The sequence below is a fragment of the Paenibacillus sp. FSL H7-0942 genome (assembly GCF_045040715.1).
In the GTDB taxonomy this organism is placed as follows: Bacteria; Bacillota; Bacilli; order Paenibacillales; family Paenibacillaceae; genus Paenibacillus; species Paenibacillus amylolyticus.
On record NZ_CP150279.1, the window covers coordinates 2525477 to 2543909 of the forward strand.

An 18433-nucleotide genomic window follows, 5' to 3' on the forward strand; every position below is an offset into this window, starting at 1 on the left:
ACAGAACACGCTGTAGACCTGTAAGGGGGTGAGAACATGGTGGATGTATTATCACAAAATGAGATTGACGCCCTATTAGCAGCCCTTTCTTCTGGTGAAATGGACGCAGAAGAATTGAAGAAGGAAGAAACTCAGAAGAAAATCAGATCGTACGATTTTAAGCGGGCAGTGCGTTTTTCCAAAGACCATATCAGAAGCTTGACTCGTATTCACGAAAACTTTGCACGCTTTCTCACCACTTATTTTTCAGCCCAACTGCGGACGTTCGTTCAAATCAATGTCGTTCAGGTCGAACAGTTGCCTTATGATGAGTTTATCCGTTCTATTCCTAAGATGACGATATTGAACATTTTTGAAGCGGAGCCACTACAGGGACGAATGGTGATGGAAGTCCATCCAAACGTGGGATATGCGATGTTGGATCGCCTGCTTGGTGGAACCGGAATTGCTCCAACCAAGATCGCATCCATGACGGAGATTGAGACGACCATCATGGAGCGGATATTCAGCCGAGCATTTGAAAGTTTGCAGGAAGCATGGAAGACTGTGTTGGATATTTCCCCAAGGATGGAAGCGCTCGAGACCAATCCGCAATTTATGCAGATTGTATCTCCCAATGAGACCATTGCTCTGATCTCGCTCAGTACCAAAATTGGTGACACGACAGGCATGATCAATCTATGTATACCGCATGTCGTTCTTGAACCTATTATGTCACGGTTGTCAACTCATCAGTGGTTTGTTTCGGAGAAGAAAACGAGAGCTCCGGAGGAGTATGATGCTCTAAAAGAGCGTGTAAACAAAGCCAAGTTACCAATCGTTGCGGAATTGGGAGAATCGAGAATTTCAATTGCAGAATTTCTGGGTCTGTCCGTTGGCGATGTCATTACGTTGAACAAACCAGTTGATGAGGGACTTTCCATTAAAGTGGGTGACAAACTGAAATACATGGGCAGTCCGGGGACAATCAAAGACCGTGTGGCTGTGCAAATAGACAAGATTGTCACCGAAGGAGTTGAAGAATTTGACGAGTAAGGATTATTTATCCCAAGAAGAAATCGATGCTTTGCTCAGGCAATCGGAATCGATAAACAGCTCGGAACCCGCTGAAAAGACGGTTGATGATTTTTTGACCGAGCTGGAGCAGGATGCCTTGGGGGAGATTGGTAACATTACATTTGGTAGCGCGGCAACAGCCTTATCCACGCTATTAGGCCTCAAAGTAGATATTACAACACCTAAAGTTTCTATCATTAGTCGAACGCAGTTTGAAGAAGCTTTTCCTAAGCCACATGTTGCCGTTCATGTGAATTACGTGGATGGATTCGAAGGTATTAACTCACTTGTTATCAAGAAGAGAGATGCCCAAGTCATCGCTGATTTGATGTTGGGTGGAGAAGGAAATCCGGTCGATGAAGAACTGAATGAAATCCATATTAGTGCAGTACAGGAAGCGATGAACCAGATGATGGGTTCCTCTGCAACCTCAATGTCCACGATTTTTAATCGTTTTGTGAATATTTCCCCTCCGGGAATCGATATTCTCAATCTGGAGAGTGGAGAGGGTGTAAGTAATCTTCCAGCAGATGAGACACTTATCCAAGTTTCATTTCGTTTGTTAATCGGGGATCTGATCGATTCCAATCTGATGCAGTTGCTTCCAGTACATTTTGCCAAAAGCATGGTAGATATGCTGATTGGAGGCGCTCAGGAGTCAACTGCCAGCGCACCAGTGGCATCAACACCTGAACCTGCGCCAGCAGCTGTACCAGCAACGCCACCACCGGTTGCGGAGCAGCCGCCCGTTCAGCACCAACAGGCTCCACAGGCTCCACAACAGCCTGCTCAGGACTATAACGGATATGGACAGGCCCCGATGGGTATGCCTCAAGGAATGCCGCCACAGCAGCCGTATGGCATGCCACCGCAGCAACCTTATGGTGCACCTCAACATTACGGTGGAATGCCAAATAGGAATGTTAACGTACAACCAGTTCAATTCGCCAATTTGCAAAATGGGGCGTATGGTCAGGTAGACGAAAACAATTTGAATTTATTGATGGACATTCCCCTTAAGGTCACCGTAGAATTAGGAAGGACCCAGAAGCAAATTAAAGATATTTTGGAACTGTCACAGGGTTCGATTGTCGAACTGGATAAGTTAGCCGGGGAACCTGTCGATATTTTGGTGAATAACAAACTGATCGCCAAGGGAGAAGTTGTCGTTATTGACGAAAACTTTGGTGTTCGTGTTATAGATATCGTTAGCCAATGGGACCGAATTCAGAAATTACAATAAGCACAATTTAGGGAGGACTTGAATCAAGATGGCAAACCGAATTTTAGTCGTAGACGACGCTGCATTTATGAGAATGATGATCCGGGACATTTTGTCCAAAAATGGATATGAGGTTGTTGGTGAGGCACAGGATGGCTCACAAGCAATTGAGAAATTTAAAGAGCTTCGTCCAGATCTAATCACAATGGATATTACGATGCCTGAGATGGACGGCATTGCAGCTTTGAAAGAAATCAAGAAGATTGATGCTAACGCTAAAGTAATTATGTGCTCCGCGATGGGTCAACAAGCGATGGTAATCGACGCTATTCAAGCAGGTGCTAAAGACTTTATCGTTAAACCGTTCCAATCTGACCGGGTTATCGAAGCGATCAGCAAGACACTGGGCGTTTAAGAGACATGATGATGGCTCAGGGTGATATTCCAGGAGGAGCTGGCGTGGGAAGTAATTATTATTTACAGCTTGTATGGGTGATTGTTGTCCTGGCCGTCATCCTGGCCCTTATTGTTTATCTGATCCGTTTTCTAAACAAAAGGAATCAGCAAATGTTCCGGCACGGCACAATTCGTACCCTGGGCGGAGTTGGACTGGGGCAAAACAAGTCATTGCAAATTATGGAAATTGGTGGATGTGTATATCTGCTTGGTGTAGGTGAAGACATCCAGTTGATAGATAAGGTTTCGGATCTGGAAGAGGCCCAAAGAATCATTGATTCCTTCGAACGAGATGCTGCTGCACAACAAGGAAATCTCTCACCTCTCATTGCCAAGCTCACAAAACGTTTCCGTAAAGAAGAACCGCCGCGGGAAATGGAACTAGAGGACACAACTTCTTTTCACGAAATGTTTGAATCCAAACTTCGGCAGATGCCTAACCGTAAAGAGAAGATGGAAAAGCTCCTGGATAAAGACAATACTACAGATCGGTCGAGGGATTCATGAAGAAAAAGATTTGGTTAGCGTGTTGTTTATTAGGACTTATCAGTCTGGCATCTGTAACGGTTGCCTTTGCCGAACCCATTCCGAATATTGATATTCAGATTGGAAACGGTGATGGAAGAACACCAAGCACGAGTTCACTGTCCATCATTCTGTTAATTACGGTGCTTAGTATTGCTCCAGCAATGCTTGTACTGATGACCAGCTTTACTCGGATTGTGATTGTGCTCGGTTTTATACGTACATCTTTGGGTACACAACAAATGCCACCCAATCAGGTGCTGGTCGGTTTGGCGCTATTTCTGACACTTTTCATTATGTCGCCGACATTGTCTTCCATAAATCAGGTAGCGCTTCAGCCCTATCTCCAGGGAGAGCTTACGCAAACAGAGGCACTTGAAAAAGCAGCGGATCCCATGAAGAAATTTATGTTTAGTCACACCAGAGAAAAAGATCTTCTGCTATTTATGAAGTACAATCAGACTGAACAACCAAAGACCTATCAGGATATCCCAATTACTGTTATGGTGCCGGCATATGTAATCAGTGAGTTGAAGACAGCATTCCAGATGGGGTTTATGATTTTTATTCCGTTTCTGGTTATAGACATTGTTGTCGCGAGTACACTCATGGCAATGGGGATGATGATGCTTCCGCCGGTCATGATCTCATTACCTTTCAAAATACTGCTCTTTGTCCTTGTGGACGGGTGGTATCTGGTTGTCAAGTCACTGTTACTGAGTTTTAACACTTGATCCGGAAAGTTAAAGGAGGACGGTCATGACTTCGGAATTTATTATCGGTCTGGCCGGGAAAGCGGTATACACGTCATTGCTGGCCAGCGCACCTATGCTTATACTAGCTCTGGTTGTAGGACTTGCAATCAGTATTTTTCAAGCGACAACTCAAATTCAGGAACAAACATTAGCTTTTGTGCCCAAGATTGTTGCCGTACTTCTGTCAGTACTTTTGTTTGGACCTTGGATCTTAAATATCTTGGTCGATTTCACGTTTAACATTCTCGATAATCTATACAGATACATAGGGTAGGCTTTAGCAGATGGAGACATTGTTGCAAAGTTTCCCTGTCGCTCTGCTTATGTTTTGTCGAATCACATCATTTTTTGTAACTGCGCCAGTTTTTTCGGCTCGAAATGTGCCGGCTTCAGTTAAAATAGGTATCTCTGCATTTGTCACATTATCTGTCTATCTGATTTACGGAATAGACCAGACCGTACCCACAGACCTGAGTTATGTCTTATTGATCATCAGAGAGATTCTAATTGGCCTGCTTTTAGGTTTTGTGGCTTATCTGTTGATGACGGCTGTTCAGACTGCGGGGACCTTTATCGATCTACAGATCGGTTTTGGTATGGCCAATGTATACGATCCAATGACAGGTGCTTCAGCTCCACTTACGGGTAACTTGAAGTATGCATTTGCTATGCTTCTGTTTCTGACAATGAATGGTCACCATTATTTGCTGGATGCGATAGTTTACAGTTACCGGTGGGTACCATTATCTAATGTGTTTTTCCTACGGTTGGCAGATGGAAGTATTGCTGAATTTTTGATTCAGACCTTAGGTCAATCATTTATGCTGGCTTTTCAGATGTCGGCTCCGATTGTAGTTGCGTTGTTTTTGACGGATGTTGGATTGGGTTTTTTGGCCAAAACTGCTCCTCAATTTAATGTATTTGCAGTTGGGTTGCCGCTTAAGTTACTCGTTGGTCTTGCTATTTTGCTTTTGCTGGTTCCCAGTTTCTCCTTTGTATTTAGTCAATTGTTCGAAGCGATATTCAGATCGATGGAAAAATTGCTTGGAACCATTGGACAAAGGCCCGGCTGAGTGAAACGGAGGAAAAGACACGGATGAAACTTCAACTCGACCTCCAGTTGTTTTCAGGGGAGAAGACGGAGAAAGCTACCCCGAAAAAGAAACAGGATACACGAAAAAAAGGACAGGTTGTAAAAAGCGCTGAACTATCTGGCGCATCCATTCTCCTAATCGTGTTTTTGATCATGATGGTATTCAGCAATTTCTATAAAGAACGTATAGTTCGTCTGTTTACAGATATCTTCATCAATCGATTGAGTATGGATATCACCGGAGAGAATGTGATGGCGCTTATGATGCGCTATGGCATTGAAGTTTTGTTATTGATCGCTCCCGTTTTGCTGGGTGCGTTACTGGTTGCTTTAATCGTTAACTACATGCAAGTTGGTTTTCTTCTTGTAGGGGAAGGTTTGAAGCCAAAACTTGAGAAACTGGACCCGATTAAAGGTTTCAAAAATATATTCTCTCTCCGCTCATTAGTGGAATTTGCTAAATCCATTTTGAAAATGTCGCTTATCGGTTATCTCGTTTACAGTACAATTAAAGGCTACCAGTCAGATATTGCTTCACTTTCTCATTTTTCATTGGATGCTATTTTACATTTCGCTGCGTCGATCACTTTAAGTCTTGGTATCAAGATTGCAGTGGCATTAATGATACTTGCGATATTTGATTACATGTATCAGAAGTATGACCATGAGAAGAAGATTCGTATGTCCAAGCAAGACATCAAAGACGAGTACAAGAAAATGGAAGGTGATCCGCTGATCAAAGGTAAAATCCGGGAACGCCAGCGTCGTATGGCTATGCAGCGTATGATGCAGGAAGTGCCAAATGCGGATGTAATCATCACGAACCCGACCCACTTTGCGGTTGCGCTAAAGTATGAAGGTTCCGAGATGGAGGCACCACAGATTATTGCCAAAGGTCAGGATTATGTCGCCTTGCGTATTAAGGAAATAGCCAAAGAAAACGGTGTTATTACGATGGAAAACAAGCCGCTGGCACGGGCATTGTTCCAGAGAGCCGAGATTGGTGACGCTATACCGGCCGATTTGTTTCAAGCGGTAGCTGAAGTGCTGGCTTATGTATATAAACTAAAGGGCAGAACGAAATAAAAGGGGATCGGAGGCCGTACATTCATTGAAGATTAAAGATATAGCTGTCCTTGCGGGTATCATTGGCATTGTGTTGATGATGATTCTTCCGATCCCAACCTGGCTGTTGGACTTGTTGCTGGTCGTTAATATTTCAATTGCACTGATGATACTCCTTGTTGCAATGAACAGCAAAGAAGCGTTGCAGTTTTCTATTTTTCCAGCTTTGCTGTTGATCACTACACTATTCCGACTGGCTCTGAACATTTCGACTACCAAGCTAATTCTTGGTGAAGGGGATGCTGGAGCTGTAGTTGCTACCTTTGGTAGCTGGATTGCTGGAGGACAGATTGCAATTGGATTTATCGTGTTTTTGATCCTCGTTGTCGTTCAGTTTATCGTTATTACAAAGGGGTCTGAGCGCGTAGCTGAAGTTGCTGCCCGATTCACCCTTGATGCGATGCCTGGTAAACAAATGAGTATTGATGCGGATCTGAATGCGGGTCTGATCAACGAGCAACAAGCTCGTGAGCGTCGTTCCAAAATTGAACGTGAAGCCGATTTCTATGGAGCGATGGATGGAGCAAGTAAATTCGTAAAAGGTGACGCAATTGCAAGTATTATCATCCTCCTGATCAATCTCATTGGTGGATTTATAATCGGTATGACTGTGCATGGGATGGCTTTTGCAGATGCAATGTCAACGTACTCTGTACTGACTATCGGAGATGGATTGGTAAGCCAAATCCCGGCTCTGCTTATTTCCACAGCAGCAGGACTTATCGTCACCAGAGCGTCTTCAGAAGGAAACCTGGCAGATGATATTACGGGGCAACTGTTTACATATCCAATACTAATTTATATCGTAGCTTTCGTTATTGCCATGCTCGGTTTCTTCACACCAATTCATGTTATTACTACGCTTCCGTTGGCAGGTGTCTTGGCATATGCCGCGTGGCGTATGCAGAATAATCTGAATTTGAAACAAGTAGCGGAAGAACAGTTGGAAGAAGAACAGCAGATTGAAGAGGTTAGAAGTCCTGAAAGTGTAATTAACCTGCTTCAGGTGGACCCTATTGAGTTTGAATTTGGTTATGGTTTAATACCACTTGCTGATAATCAGCAGGGTGGGGACTTATTGGATCGGATCATTATGATTCGGAGGCAGTGTGCTCTTGAACTGGGGTTGGTCGTTCCGGTCATACGGATTCGAGATAATATCCAGCTCAGACCCAATGAGTATGTTATCAAAATCAAGGGTAATGTGGTAGGTGGCGGAGAACTGTTGTTGAATCATTACCTTGCCATGAGTCCTGGCTATGATGAGGAGTCTGTGACAGGTATTGAAACGACGGAACCTGCTTTTGGACTTCCGGCACTATGGATTGATGAAGTAACCAAAGACAGAGCCGAACTTGCAGGATATACGGTCGTTGATCCGCCTTCCGTTGTGGCTACACATCTGACAGAACTGATTAAGAAACATGCGCATGAGTTACTTGGTAGACAAGAGACAAAAGCACTTGTGGATAATCTCAGAGAGAACTATTCTGCCCTTGTGGATGAACTGATCCCTTCTCTACTTTCCATTGGTGATGTACAGAAAGTGCTTGCCAAGTTATTGCGTGAGAAAATATCTATTCGAGATATGGTTACCATCTTTGAGACACTAGCTGACTATGGTACGTATACGAAAGATCCTGATGTGCTGACTGAATACGTCAGACAATCCCTCTCACGTCAGATTACTCAGCAGTTCTCACAGAAAGGTGAGACACTTCGAGTGATCACGGTTGGACCTGGTCTTGAGAAGAAAATTGCTGAAAGTGTGCAACAATCGGATCAAGGCAGTTATCTTGCGCTTGACCCTGTATCTACACAAAGTGTATATCAGAAGCTCAGTGAACAAGTGAACCGTTTGATTCAATCAGGTCAACAACCTGTTGTATTAACTTCTCCAACCATTCGGATGTATCTGCGTCAGGTTATTGAACGTACTATGCAGGACATTCCTGTGCTTTCCTACAGCGAGTTGGAGCCGAATGTTGAAATTCAAAGTATCGGGGTGGTGAACTTATGAGAGTAAAACAATACGTTGTTGAGACCATGCCCGAAGCTATGCTTCAAATTCGCAAAGACCTGGGAAGTGATGCCGTTATTCTGTCCACCAAAGAGATTAAGGTGGGCGGTGTAATGGGAATGTTTCGCAAAAAACGGATCGAAGTTGTAGCTGCAGTGGATAAGGAAGAAAACAAGCAAACAACAAAGCCAGTACAAAATCAATTCACACCTGTACCTCGTGCATTTGTACCTGAGGCTTATCGGCAAACAGCTCGTTCGTTTGTTGCGGCTTCTGATGAGTCGGTGGCAACGAATACAGCTGATCAAAGTGTACAGGACCAATCTGCGGCTGCACCGTCTGTGTTTGAATCGCGTAATATCGGTTCAAACATAGACAGCGGCTCAGGTTCTTCGAGCACGGATCATAAACCGCGACCGCAAGGGGCGGATTTTTCGGGTTCAACAACTGGTCCGAAGCCAACAGGTTCTGACCTGCAGCAGGATAAGTTGATGACTGAATTGCAGGATCTTAAACAGATGGTGACCAGGCTTTCAAAGCAAGGTACTTCTGCAGACCCTGTGCCAGAGGAACTGCATACGATCCGAGAACGTTTGACAGAACAAGATGTTTGGCCTGAAGTATGGGAATCCTGGTTTGATTCAATTCAAGCAAAATGGTCTGAGAATGGATTAAAAGAACAGGATGTAGAGCAAATAGTGAAGCTTGAGGTTATGCACTTTTTGGAGCAACGTATTGAAGAAGGCATTCTTCCTACCACGCGAATCGTCTATGTAGCTGGACCAACCGGTGTAGGGAAAACGACGACAATTGCAAAATTGGCTGCTGAACAAATGTTCAAAAAACAGCGTAAAGTGGGATTCATTACATCAGATACGTATCGGATCTCGGCAGTAGAACAGCTTAGAACGTATGCATCTATACTGAATGTTCCACTTGAGGTGGTGCAATCGCCTGGTGATACACAACGTGCCATTTCTCGATTAGAGAATTGTGATTTGATCTTTATGGATACAGCGGGTAGAAACTACAGAAATGAATTACTTGTTTCGGAACTGCAAAGTTTGCTTGCTCCTGTAGAGAATAGCGAAACCTTTCTGGTCATGAGTATGACTTCCAAAAGTGCTGATATGGTGCAGATCACGGAACATTTCAGTAAATATGGACTGGATAAGGTGATTTTCACCAAAATGGATGAGACTGGGAGCTGCGGTCCGCTATTTAACTTGTTACACCGTTTTCCACTCAAGCTCGCATATGTGGCAAATGGACAAAATGTTCCGGACGATTTGTTGAAACCAGATGCAGATTCGTTGTCTAAACAGTTGCTGGGAGAATGGTCACAATGAAGGATCAGGCAGCTGCACTTCGAAGTATGGTCTCCGCGCCATTGGAATTGGAAGGCATTGAGCGAGATATTCGATCCTCGAAAATCATTACTGTGGCTAGTGGTAAGGGAGGTGTTGGCAAATCCAATTTCACACTGAACTTTGCCTTGGCATTGCAGGCTTTGGGGCAAAAGGTACTTGTATTTGATGCCGATATTGGAATGGCTAATATTGATGTTCTTATGGGTACGTCTTCTTCCTATAATCTTTACCACCTGTTGTACCGACAAAAATCCATAAGGGAAATCATACAACTGGGTGCCAGTGGCTTGCCTTACATTGCTGGAGGATCGGGCATGAAAGAGTTGTTCTCATTGTCTAATCGTGATCTGGAGTTCTTCGCCAGTCAAGTCGAGGATATTGCCCAGGAAATGGATTATGTCATCTTTGACACTGGGGCAGGACTCTCCAGAGAGAATATGAAGTTCATCGGTGCTGCTGATGAATGCCTGATTATAACTACACCTGAACCGACTTCAATAACCGATGCTTATGCTTTAGTCAAAGTTATGCACGGCCAGGAAAATGCTACACCCTTTCGGATGATCGTTAACCGGGTGGAAGACGAACGAGAAGCGGAACGGGTGGCAGAAAAAATAGCTGGAGTGGCGAGGCGGTTTTTGCAGACGGATATTCCGCTGCTTGGGTATATTTCAGAAGACGCCCAGGTAGTCAAGGCGGTTAAAAGGCAAATGCCCTATAGTCTGGCTTATCCCAATGCCAAAGCCTCTAAAGATATAGAGAAACTTGCTCTTCGTTATCTGGCTGTACCTGCAACTCCGGGATCCGGAACCTTGACAGGAATCAGGGGATTTATGAATAAGTGGCTTAAACGAACAACATGATTTCTGAATAAAGGAAACAGGGGTGACACAACATGGCGGCGTATCAAGTATTGGTTGTCGATGATTCCGCTTTTATGCGTAAGATTGTTACGGATTTGATCCAAGCGGATCCGGAATTCAAGGTTACGGCAACGGCATCAAACGGTAGAGAAGCGATTCAAAAATCACTAGAATTGAAACCCGATATTATTACAATGGACGTTGAGATGCCCGAAATGAATGGGTTGGATGCATTAAAATCAATTATGAAGGAATCTTTCGTTCCTGTGATTATGCTCTCTGGCATCAATGAACAAGGCATGAAAGAAACCATTATGGCGCTTGAAGCCGGGGCATTTGACTTCATTCGCAAACCATCTATTTCACATGACCAGGATATTGCTCAAGTTGGTAAAGCCTTGGTTGAGCGCATGCGTGCTGCGATGAATGAGGTCAAAAGAAAAGCTGATCGTGAGTTATCCATGAAAAATAGAGACATGTTGCGAGGAGCAGTTGCTCCCCCAACTCAGCCAGTGCAGAAAGAACTGCCGGCTAGGGATCGAGCGGAGCCTGTGAAAAAAACGATCGAACCTGTCGAGACGATTCAACGCTCTCTTCGAGAGAGGACTGAAGCCTTTCAGGCCAAAGCCAAGAAACCAATTGAACCATTGTCACCTTCAAAACCAGGTCGCGTAGAGAATAAACCGGAGCCTTTGCCAAAGGCTGAGCGTAATTTGGGGACGAAGGCAGAAAAAGCAGTGAGGTCAGCTAATCCAGTACAGACTCCAAAGGAAGTTCGACTACCTAATGCAGCTAGAGTGGCAGCTGATCAAATAGCGGCAACTTCTGCCTCTGCAAAAGCCAAGGATGTAACCAAGCCTAATCCTGTTCCCAAAGGTGGAGGAGGGCTGGAAGGACCATTCAACAAACTTGTGGCAATAGGTTGTTCTACGGGTGGACCGAGGGCTCTCAAGACATTGCTCGAGCAGTTGCCTGCTGATTTGCCTGCACCGGTCATTATTGTGCAGCATATGCCGCCCAATTTCACACGTTCTCTGGCTCAACGATTGAATACATTCAGTCCACTGCATGTGGTTGAAGCTGAAGAGGGCATGGTTCTGAAAAAAGGAACCGCCTATATAGCACCCGGCGGATTCCATGTGAAAGTTAACAAAACAGCAGACGGGAAGTTTATCGTGAAGTTGACTGAAGATCAACCAGTGAATGGACATAGACCTTCAGTGGATACGATGTTTGAGTCACTTCTACCGTTTACATCTTTACAAAGGCATCTTGTTTTGCTAACGGGAATGGGAAGTGATGGAGCACGTATGATGAAGCGATTATACGAAGCTGGAGTTACATCAACCTTTGCCGAGAATGAAGAAACATGTGTTGTATATGGTATGCCGCGTTCTGCTGTAGAGCTGCAATGCGTTCGTCATCTTCTGCCATTGCAGGAGATTGCTTCTAAACTTGTTCAAGCAGTGAAATAACGGAGTGTAACTCACGGAGGAGGTGCCTCACAATGGACATGAACCAATATTTATCCATGTTTATTGATGAGTCTAATGATCATCTGCAATCGCTTAACGAAAACATGCTTCAACTTGAAGGCAATCCGGAAGACCTGGGCATAGTTCAGGTTATATTCCGCTCTGCTCATACCTTGAAGGGTATGGCAGCAACTATGGGCTTTGAAGATTTGGCATCACTGACACATAAAATGGAAAATGTGTTGGATCTGGTTCGTAATGAGAAGTTGAAAATGCAGGATTACATTTTTGATACCATGTTCAAGAGTCTGGACGCTTTGGAAACTATGGTTCAGGATATTACCGAAGGTGGACAAGGTAAAGCAGATGTGTCGTCAATCGTAGCTTCACTTCAAGCCATTGAAAATGGTGAAATGACAAACGGAAATGGACCTGCTACAGAAACAAACAAGCCGGCTAACGCTTCAATCTCTTCGGCTGTGGAGCTGGATGAATTCCAATATTCAGTGCTGGATCAGTCGATCGCCGAAGGTCATCGTGTGTTCTACGTGGATGTGCTTGTTAGCGAGCATAGCCAGTTAAAAGGTGTACGGGCTTATATGGTCTTTGATATGCTGGAACGTTCAGGTGAAGTCGTTAAGGCTTACCCATCCGTTCAGGATATTGAGCAGGAGAAGTTTGAGCGCAGTTTCTCGTTGTATTACATAACAACTAAAGAGGCGCACGAACTGGAAGAAGGCATCATGAGTATCTCTGAAATTGAAAGTGCAAAGCTCATTCAACTGGATCAGGAGACTCTTCAGCAGATGGCCAATCAGGTAGCAGCTACAGTTGAAGCGCCACCCGCACCAACAGCTGTAGCTGAGGTTGCTTCGCCGCATAAGAATTCTGTACCCAAAGAAGAAACCACAACGGCACCAGCTAAAACAGCTGCACCGAAGCAAGCTGCTGCACCTTCACGTACCATTCGTGTGGATATTGAACGTCTCGACGTATTGATGAACCTGTTCAGTGAATTGTTGATTGACCGTTCACGTCTGGAGCAACTGGCCAGTGAAACAGGCAATAATGATTTATCCGATACAGTAGCTCATTTAAGTCGAGTTAGCACAGATTTGCAAAATATTGTACTGAAATTGCGGATGGTTCCGGTAGATACCGTATTTAATCGATTCCCGCGTATGATCCGTGATCTGGCTAAGACACTTGATAAAAAAATCGATCTGGTGATTACAGGTGCTGAGACGGAACTGGATCGTACGGTAATTGATGAGATTGGTGATCCGCTTGTGCATTTACTGCGTAACGCGGTTGACCATGGTGTGGAATCCATTTCAGAGCGTGTAGCCGCAGGTAAACCAGAGATGGGTACAGTAAACCTGCGTGCCTTCCACAGTGGAAATCACGTATTTATCGAGATTGAAGATGATGGTAAAGGTATCTATCGCGACAAGCTTTTGAAAACCGCGATCAAACGTGGTGTTGTAACCGAAGAGCAAGGTGCCAAGATGAGTGACGATGAAGTGAATCAACTGTTGTTCGCACCTGGTTTTAGTACTGCTGATATTATCTCGGATATCTCTGGCCGGGGCGTTGGGTTGGATGTAGTAAAATCGAAGATCACTTCGCTTGGCGGTAATGTAACGATTCATTCAATTCCAGGCAAAGGAACGAACTTCTCTGTTCAGCTTCCGTTGACACTATCCATTATTGCTGCAATGCTTGTACGACTTGGTTCTGAGAAATATGCTGTTCCGTTGTCTTCCATTGTAGAGACGGCCATTGTACAACGTGAGCAAGTTCGTAATATTCACGGCAATAAAATGATCACGTTCCGTGAGTCACTTATTCCGTACTTGTCTTTGAGCGAAGTATTCTCTGTACCGGATTTCAATGACGCTGATGAGCAAGAAACAGAAATTGTCGTGATTCGCAAAGGCGACCGTCTTGCAGCCGTAGCTGTTGAAGAATTTATTGGACAAAGTGAGATTGTTCTCAAATCAATGGGAACCTATCTTCCTGCTATTGAAGGAATCTCTGGAGCAACCATTCTCGGAGATGGGCAAGTAGCCCTGATTCTTGATCCTAATGCATTTATTAAATAAGCATAGAGCTAAGTCTTACATTTAATAGGGAGGTTTTTTACATGGAAGAAGAGTTGAAAGTCATCGTCTTTAAATTGGGTTCCGAAGAGTATGGTATTGAGGTAGACAAGGTTCAGACGATTGAGCGCATGATGCCAATTACCCGTGTTCCCAAGACACTTTCCTTTGTAAAAGGAGTTATTAATCTACGCGGTGTTGTAATTCCGGTCATTGATCTACGCGGTCGTTTCTCCCTTCCGGAAACGGAATACACGGATCAGACTCGTATTGTTATCGTAGGTGTAGACGACATGCAAGTTGGCTTTATCGTAGATTCTGCCAATGATGTTATTGATATCAAGAGCAGTGCGATCGATAGCCCACCAGAAGTGGTTGGCGGCGTCAAAGCGAGATACCTGCGAGGTGTTGCTAAATTGGAAGATTCACGCTTGTTGATCATGCTCAACCTAAACGAAGTATTAAATAAAAGCGAGATTGTACAGCTGGAAAGTGTTGAGGGCTAGTACCGTGGAGATGTTCAACCGATTTGAGGTATTCCAGATGGATGTGCTCAAAGAGGTCGGTAACATTGGAGCAGGCAACGCCGCAACGGCGTTGTCTCAACTCCTCAACAGACCGATTGACATGGGTGTACCTACAGTACAAATGCTCCCTTTTGAAGAAGTTGCCGAAAAAGTGGGCGGAGATGAACGCATCGTGGTTACCGTGTTTCTTCGTGTAGAAGGCGAGGCACCGGGAAATCTTTTCTTTATGATGACACCAGAGGCTGCTAAAATGTTATTAAATAGACTTGCCGGGTTTGATCTGAAAGAAGGACTTGATTTTACAGATATGGAACAATCAGCGCTTTCCGAGATTGGAAATATTTTGGCTGGATCCTATCTTTCTTCTCTGGCAGATTTCACGAAGTTGTCTATGTATCCAACTGTCCCTGGACTTGCCATCGACATGGCAGGTGCCATTCTAAGTTATGGCTTGCTGCAATTTGGCGAGATGGGTGACGCTGCATTGTTGATTGACACATCTTTCTTTGAAGGTGAAGATCAAGTTGAGGGTCAGTTTTTCCTCATTCCGGATCCACCATCCTTTGCAAAGATATTTGAATCGCTAGGGGTGCCACTGAGCTATGATTGAGGACAAAAGCGTCGTTAAAGTCGGTATGGCGGATTTAAACATCGCTCATCTTCCTGGTGTAATCCGTACGACTGGCTTGGGTTCGTGTGTGGGATTAACAATGTATGACCCACATTTGAAGCTGGCTGGAATGGCGCATGTCATGCTTCCTACTTCAGAGATCGCCCGTGAAGGGAAACTGAACACTGCGAAATATGCGGACACGGCGTTGCCTGAGCTTTTGGAAAAGATGATTAAACTAGGCGCTTCTCGCTCACGTATTGTGTCTAAAATGGCCGGAGGCTCTCAGATGTTTGCCTTTGCTGGCGCTGGAGATACAATGCGTATTGGACCAAGGAATGCAGATTCTTGTCGAGAGTGGCTTCAAAAACTAAATATCCCTCTTCTAGCAGAAGATACGGGTGGGAATTATGGACGAACGATTGAGATGGATTGTGAAACTGGACTTTTGACTATTCGAAGCGTACAAATGGGTGTAAAGGAACTATAAGACTATGATAGGAAACTACCGCATTAATCTTGGAGCAGGCATCGTTGGGTTTATTCTTACTTTTTTTGTAGCATACAGCAGCAATGTGCTGATGACCAGTTTAATTCGCGGATTGATCGGATTCGTAGCCTGGTTTGTCCTTGCATATGGTTTACGCTGGGGATTGGGATTGCTGCTGAACCCTCAGATCGAGGGAAATGGGTATGGTTATGATTCATCAAGTGCTCAAGATCAAAGAGGTTCACAGGTGGACATTAAAATCGAAGACGATGGACAAGAGCTGAATGATTTGCTCAAGAGTGGACAGAACGCTTCATCTGGGGACGATCTTCCGCCATCTGAGACGAAAGCTCCAACGGGATTCGCCCCTTTGGATCCGCCTAAACTTGTCCGGACCAAGGATCCGGAGGAATTGGCGCAGGCCGTTCGTCACCTGACAGACAAATAAGGAGGGTGAAAGTAATTGAACGAGCGTAAAGCTTCACATTTGAACCATTCTGATCTGTGGGAAAAGTGGAAAGAACATGGAGATCTTGAAGCCAAGAAAACGTTGATTGAAAAGTATCTTCATATTGTAAATTATGTATCCGGTCGACTGGCTGTTGGTTTACCCAAAAATGTTCCCAAGGATGACTTGGAGAGCAATGGCGTTATGGGGTTAATTGATGCATTGGAGAAGTTCGACTATGAACGTGGTCTGCAATTTGAAACTTATGCATCATGGAGGGTCCGCGGAGCCATTCTTGACGGTCTGCGTCAAGGTGATTGGGTTCCGCGTTCTGTGCGTGAGAAGGCCAAGCGAATTGAAGACGCCTACCAACAGCTGGAACAAAGTTATCTCAGGTCTGTTAGTGATGAGGAAATGAGCGAGTACTTGGACGTATCCACTAAAGATTTTCAACATATGCTTCAGGAAGTGGCAGTCATGTCACTTTGCTCGTTGGAGGACCCAATTCGTGAGGAAGAGTCTGAGACTCGTCTGTCTTTGATGGTGGATGAGAAAGCCAAAAATCCGGATTATAAAGTGAATGAGTTTTATTTGAAGGAAGCTTTGGTGCAAGGGCTTGACAAGTTGACGGTAAAAGAGAGAACGGTTGTTTCACTCTTGTATTACGAAGATCTTTCTCTTAGTGAAATTGCTGAGGTTATGTCTCTTTCTCCGTCTCGTATATCCCAGTTACATTCCAAGGCAATATTACGATTACGCGGCACGTTGGACAAACAGAAAGATTTGTTGATGCGTAAAGATTAATAGAGAGAAGTAATATCATTGGAGTTTGGGGAGTGGAAAGTCTAAAAGGGGGAAGAATTGCGGTGACACAGCGGACTGCTTTGGAACAATGTTTAAACATTGTTTTATCGGACGACAAATGCACAGCCTACCTTGAATTTTCCAAAGAGGAAGAAGGCTTTGCCTGCACGATCGATGAACTTGAACAATTTGTGGCAAACAAGGGCATCAAACAAGGTGTATCGCGAGAGGCATTATTACTTTTTGTGAACAACCCTGAAACCTATTTGAAAGATAAATACAAGATTGCAGAAGGTGTCGCTCCCATTCAAGGAACAGATGGCTTCATCAAGGTCCTGGTTGGAATGGACGATACGAATGAACGACGACCACTGGAATCGGAAGATGGAACTGTCGATTACAAAGAAGTGACCCGATTAAACAATGTCCGTAGTGGTCAGATCATTGCAGAGCGGATCGCTCCTAGCGATGGCATACCAGGCAGGGCAGTAACGGGTGAGGAAATTCCTTATCGTCCGGGAAAAGAAGCTCGGTTTAAAGTTGGGAAAAACGTTGTGATTAACCCGGATGGTTCTGCGATGTATGCTGCACTGGATGGGCTGGTTACCAAAACGGACGGTAACAAACTGAATGTGTTTCCGGTTTATGAAGTCAATGGTGACGTTGACTACAATAACGGTAATATCGACTTTGTAGGCACAGTTGTCATACGAGGCAATGTACTTACCGGATTTAAAGTAAAAGCAGCAGGGGACATTCGTGTCGTCGGAGGTGTCGAAGGAGCTGAACTGGAAGCAGGCGGCTCAATCGAAATTACCGGTGGTATTATTGGTTATAACAAAGGACTGGTACAAGCAGGCCATAATGTTAAATGTACTTTCATTCAAGAAGGCAACGTAGATGCCGGTGAAGATGTTCTGGTTTCCCAAAGTATTATGCATTCTAATATTCGTGCTGGCCACGGTGTCATCTGTGCGGGAACCAAGGGTCTTATTGTTGGTGGCTCGATCCAGGCTGGCCAGAACGTCTCAGCGCGTGTTGTGGGCAACAGCATGTCCACGGTCACTTCCATTGAAGTTGGTGTGCTACCAAAGCTGCGTAACGAACTCAATGATTTGCGCAAGGAAGTCAGAGAGCAGATGGATTCCTTGGACAAAACGAAGAAAGCTTTGACATTGCTGGATCAATTAGCTGCCGCTGGACAACTAACTCCAGATAAGATGTCGATGCGAATCAAGCTGAATGCTACGCAGAAATCTGCTCTTCGTATAAGTGAAGAAACGAAAATGCGTATCTTTGAAATTGAAAAGGCACTTGAAGATACAAGTAATGCTCGTGTTGATATTCTGAAGATGATTTATGGAGGCTCTAAAATAGTTATCGGCAGATACACGAAATTTATTAAAGATCCAGTGAGTCGAATTTCATTTTATTATCACGATGGTGATATTACGATGGTTCCATACGTTTAAGTACAGCATTCAGGCACAGG

General features: G+C 44.4%; 19 protein-coding genes. All 19 read left to right on the top strand.

Going from position 1 to position 18433, the window contains the following annotated elements:
• Positions 1 to 36 precede the first annotated feature (36 nt).
• The 19 genes from fliM (at position 37) to MHI48_RS11500 (ending at position 18413) form a co-directional block, all read left to right on the top strand.
• Positions 37 to 1035, top strand: coding sequence for a flagellar motor switch protein FliM (gene fliM / locus MHI48_RS11410; protein WP_036609359.1), 999 nt, complete (start codon positions 37 to 39; stop codon positions 1033 to 1035).
• Positions 1025 to 2299: a flagellar motor switch phosphatase FliY gene (fliY, locus tag MHI48_RS11415; RefSeq protein WP_036609358.1), complete on the top strand. Its 1275-nt coding sequence runs from the start codon at positions 1025 to 1027 to the stop codon at positions 2297 to 2299. Before fliM ends, fliY begins: the two co-directional genes overlap by 11 nt.
• Before the next feature lie 28 nt (positions 2300 to 2327).
• On the top strand, positions 2328 to 2693 hold the full coding sequence (locus MHI48_RS11420) for a response regulator (protein ID WP_017689175.1): 366 nt from the start codon (positions 2328 to 2330) through the stop codon (positions 2691 to 2693).
• 11 nt (positions 2694 to 2704) lie between these two features.
• Complete coding sequence (locus MHI48_RS11425) at positions 2705 to 3241, top strand: flagellar biosynthetic protein FliO (protein WP_100529395.1); 537 nt, start codon at positions 2705 to 2707, stop codon at positions 3239 to 3241.
• Entirely contained in the window at positions 3238 to 3993 is a 756-nt protein-coding gene (gene fliP, locus MHI48_RS11430) for a flagellar type III secretion system pore protein FliP (protein WP_405143975.1), read from the top strand. Before MHI48_RS11425 ends, fliP begins: the two co-directional genes overlap by 4 nt.
• 25 nt (positions 3994 to 4018) lie before the next feature.
• Positions 4019 to 4288, top strand: a complete 270-nt coding sequence (fliQ, locus tag MHI48_RS11435; protein WP_017689172.1) for a flagellar biosynthesis protein FliQ — start codon at positions 4019 to 4021, stop codon at positions 4286 to 4288.
• 10 nt (positions 4289 to 4298) lie between these two features.
• Positions 4299 to 5087 (top strand): flagellar biosynthetic protein FliR, encoded by a 789-nt coding sequence (fliR, locus tag MHI48_RS11440; RefSeq protein ID WP_036609353.1) that lies wholly within the window; start codon positions 4299 to 4301, stop codon positions 5085 to 5087.
• Between the two features lie 23 nt (positions 5088 to 5110).
• Positions 5111 to 6193, top strand: coding sequence for a flagellar biosynthesis protein FlhB (flhB, locus tag MHI48_RS11445; protein WP_200869420.1), 1083 nt, complete (start codon positions 5111 to 5113; stop codon positions 6191 to 6193).
• A gap of 25 nt (positions 6194 to 6218) precedes the next feature.
• Positions 6219 to 8252: a flagellar biosynthesis protein FlhA gene (gene flhA / locus MHI48_RS11450; RefSeq protein WP_036670372.1), complete on the top strand. Its 2034-nt coding sequence runs from the start codon at positions 6219 to 6221 to the stop codon at positions 8250 to 8252.
• Positions 8249 to 9601 carry a flagellar biosynthesis protein FlhF gene (gene flhF, locus MHI48_RS11455; RefSeq protein ID WP_405143978.1) on the top strand — a complete coding sequence of 451 codons (1353 nt, stop codon included), beginning with the start codon at positions 8249 to 8251 and terminating at the stop codon, positions 9599 to 9601. Before flhA ends, flhF begins: the two co-directional genes overlap by 4 nt.
• Positions 9598 to 10485, top strand: coding sequence for a MinD/ParA family protein (locus MHI48_RS11460; RefSeq protein WP_405143980.1), 888 nt, complete (start codon positions 9598 to 9600; stop codon positions 10483 to 10485). The genes flhF and MHI48_RS11460 overlap by 4 nt, the downstream gene beginning before the upstream one ends.
• 32 nt (positions 10486 to 10517) lie before the next feature.
• On the top strand, positions 10518 to 11960 hold the full coding sequence (gene cheB, locus MHI48_RS11465) for a chemotaxis-specific protein-glutamate methyltransferase CheB (protein WP_405143982.1): 1443 nt from the start codon (positions 10518 to 10520) through the stop codon (positions 11958 to 11960).
• 32 nt (positions 11961 to 11992) lie between these two features.
• Positions 11993 to 14065 carry a chemotaxis protein CheW gene (locus MHI48_RS11470; RefSeq protein ID WP_405143984.1) on the top strand — a complete coding sequence of 691 codons (2073 nt, stop codon included), beginning with the start codon at positions 11993 to 11995 and terminating at the stop codon, positions 14063 to 14065.
• Positions 14066 to 14106: 41 nt separating this feature from the next.
• On the top strand, positions 14107 to 14568 hold the full coding sequence (locus MHI48_RS11475; RefSeq protein WP_036609340.1) for a chemotaxis protein CheW: 462 nt from the start codon (positions 14107 to 14109) through the stop codon (positions 14566 to 14568).
• 10 nt (positions 14569 to 14578) lie between these two features.
• Complete coding sequence (locus tag MHI48_RS11480) at positions 14579 to 15199, top strand: chemotaxis protein CheC (RefSeq protein ID WP_100529443.1); 621 nt, start codon at positions 14579 to 14581, stop codon at positions 15197 to 15199.
• The gene (locus MHI48_RS11485; RefSeq protein ID WP_091031874.1) at positions 15192 to 15689 is read left to right on the top strand and encodes a chemotaxis protein CheD; all 498 of its coding nucleotides are present in this window, start codon (positions 15192 to 15194) and stop codon (positions 15687 to 15689) included. Before MHI48_RS11480 ends, MHI48_RS11485 begins: the two co-directional genes overlap by 8 nt.
• Positions 15690 to 15693: 4 nt before the next feature.
• Positions 15694 to 16137, top strand: a complete 444-nt coding sequence (locus tag MHI48_RS11490) for a hypothetical protein (RefSeq protein ID WP_253507499.1) — start codon at positions 15694 to 15696, stop codon at positions 16135 to 16137.
• A 15-nt stretch (positions 16138 to 16152) separates the two neighbouring features.
• A complete protein-coding gene (locus MHI48_RS11495; RefSeq protein WP_017689160.1) occupies positions 16153 to 16941 on the top strand; it encodes a FliA/WhiG family RNA polymerase sigma factor in 789 nt (262 codons plus the stop codon).
• A gap of 62 nt (positions 16942 to 17003) precedes the next feature.
• The gene (locus MHI48_RS11500; protein WP_076249810.1) at positions 17004 to 18413 is read left to right on the top strand and encodes a DUF342 domain-containing protein; all 1410 of its coding nucleotides are present in this window, start codon (positions 17004 to 17006) and stop codon (positions 18411 to 18413) included.
• Positions 18414 to 18433: the final 20 nt, after the last annotated feature.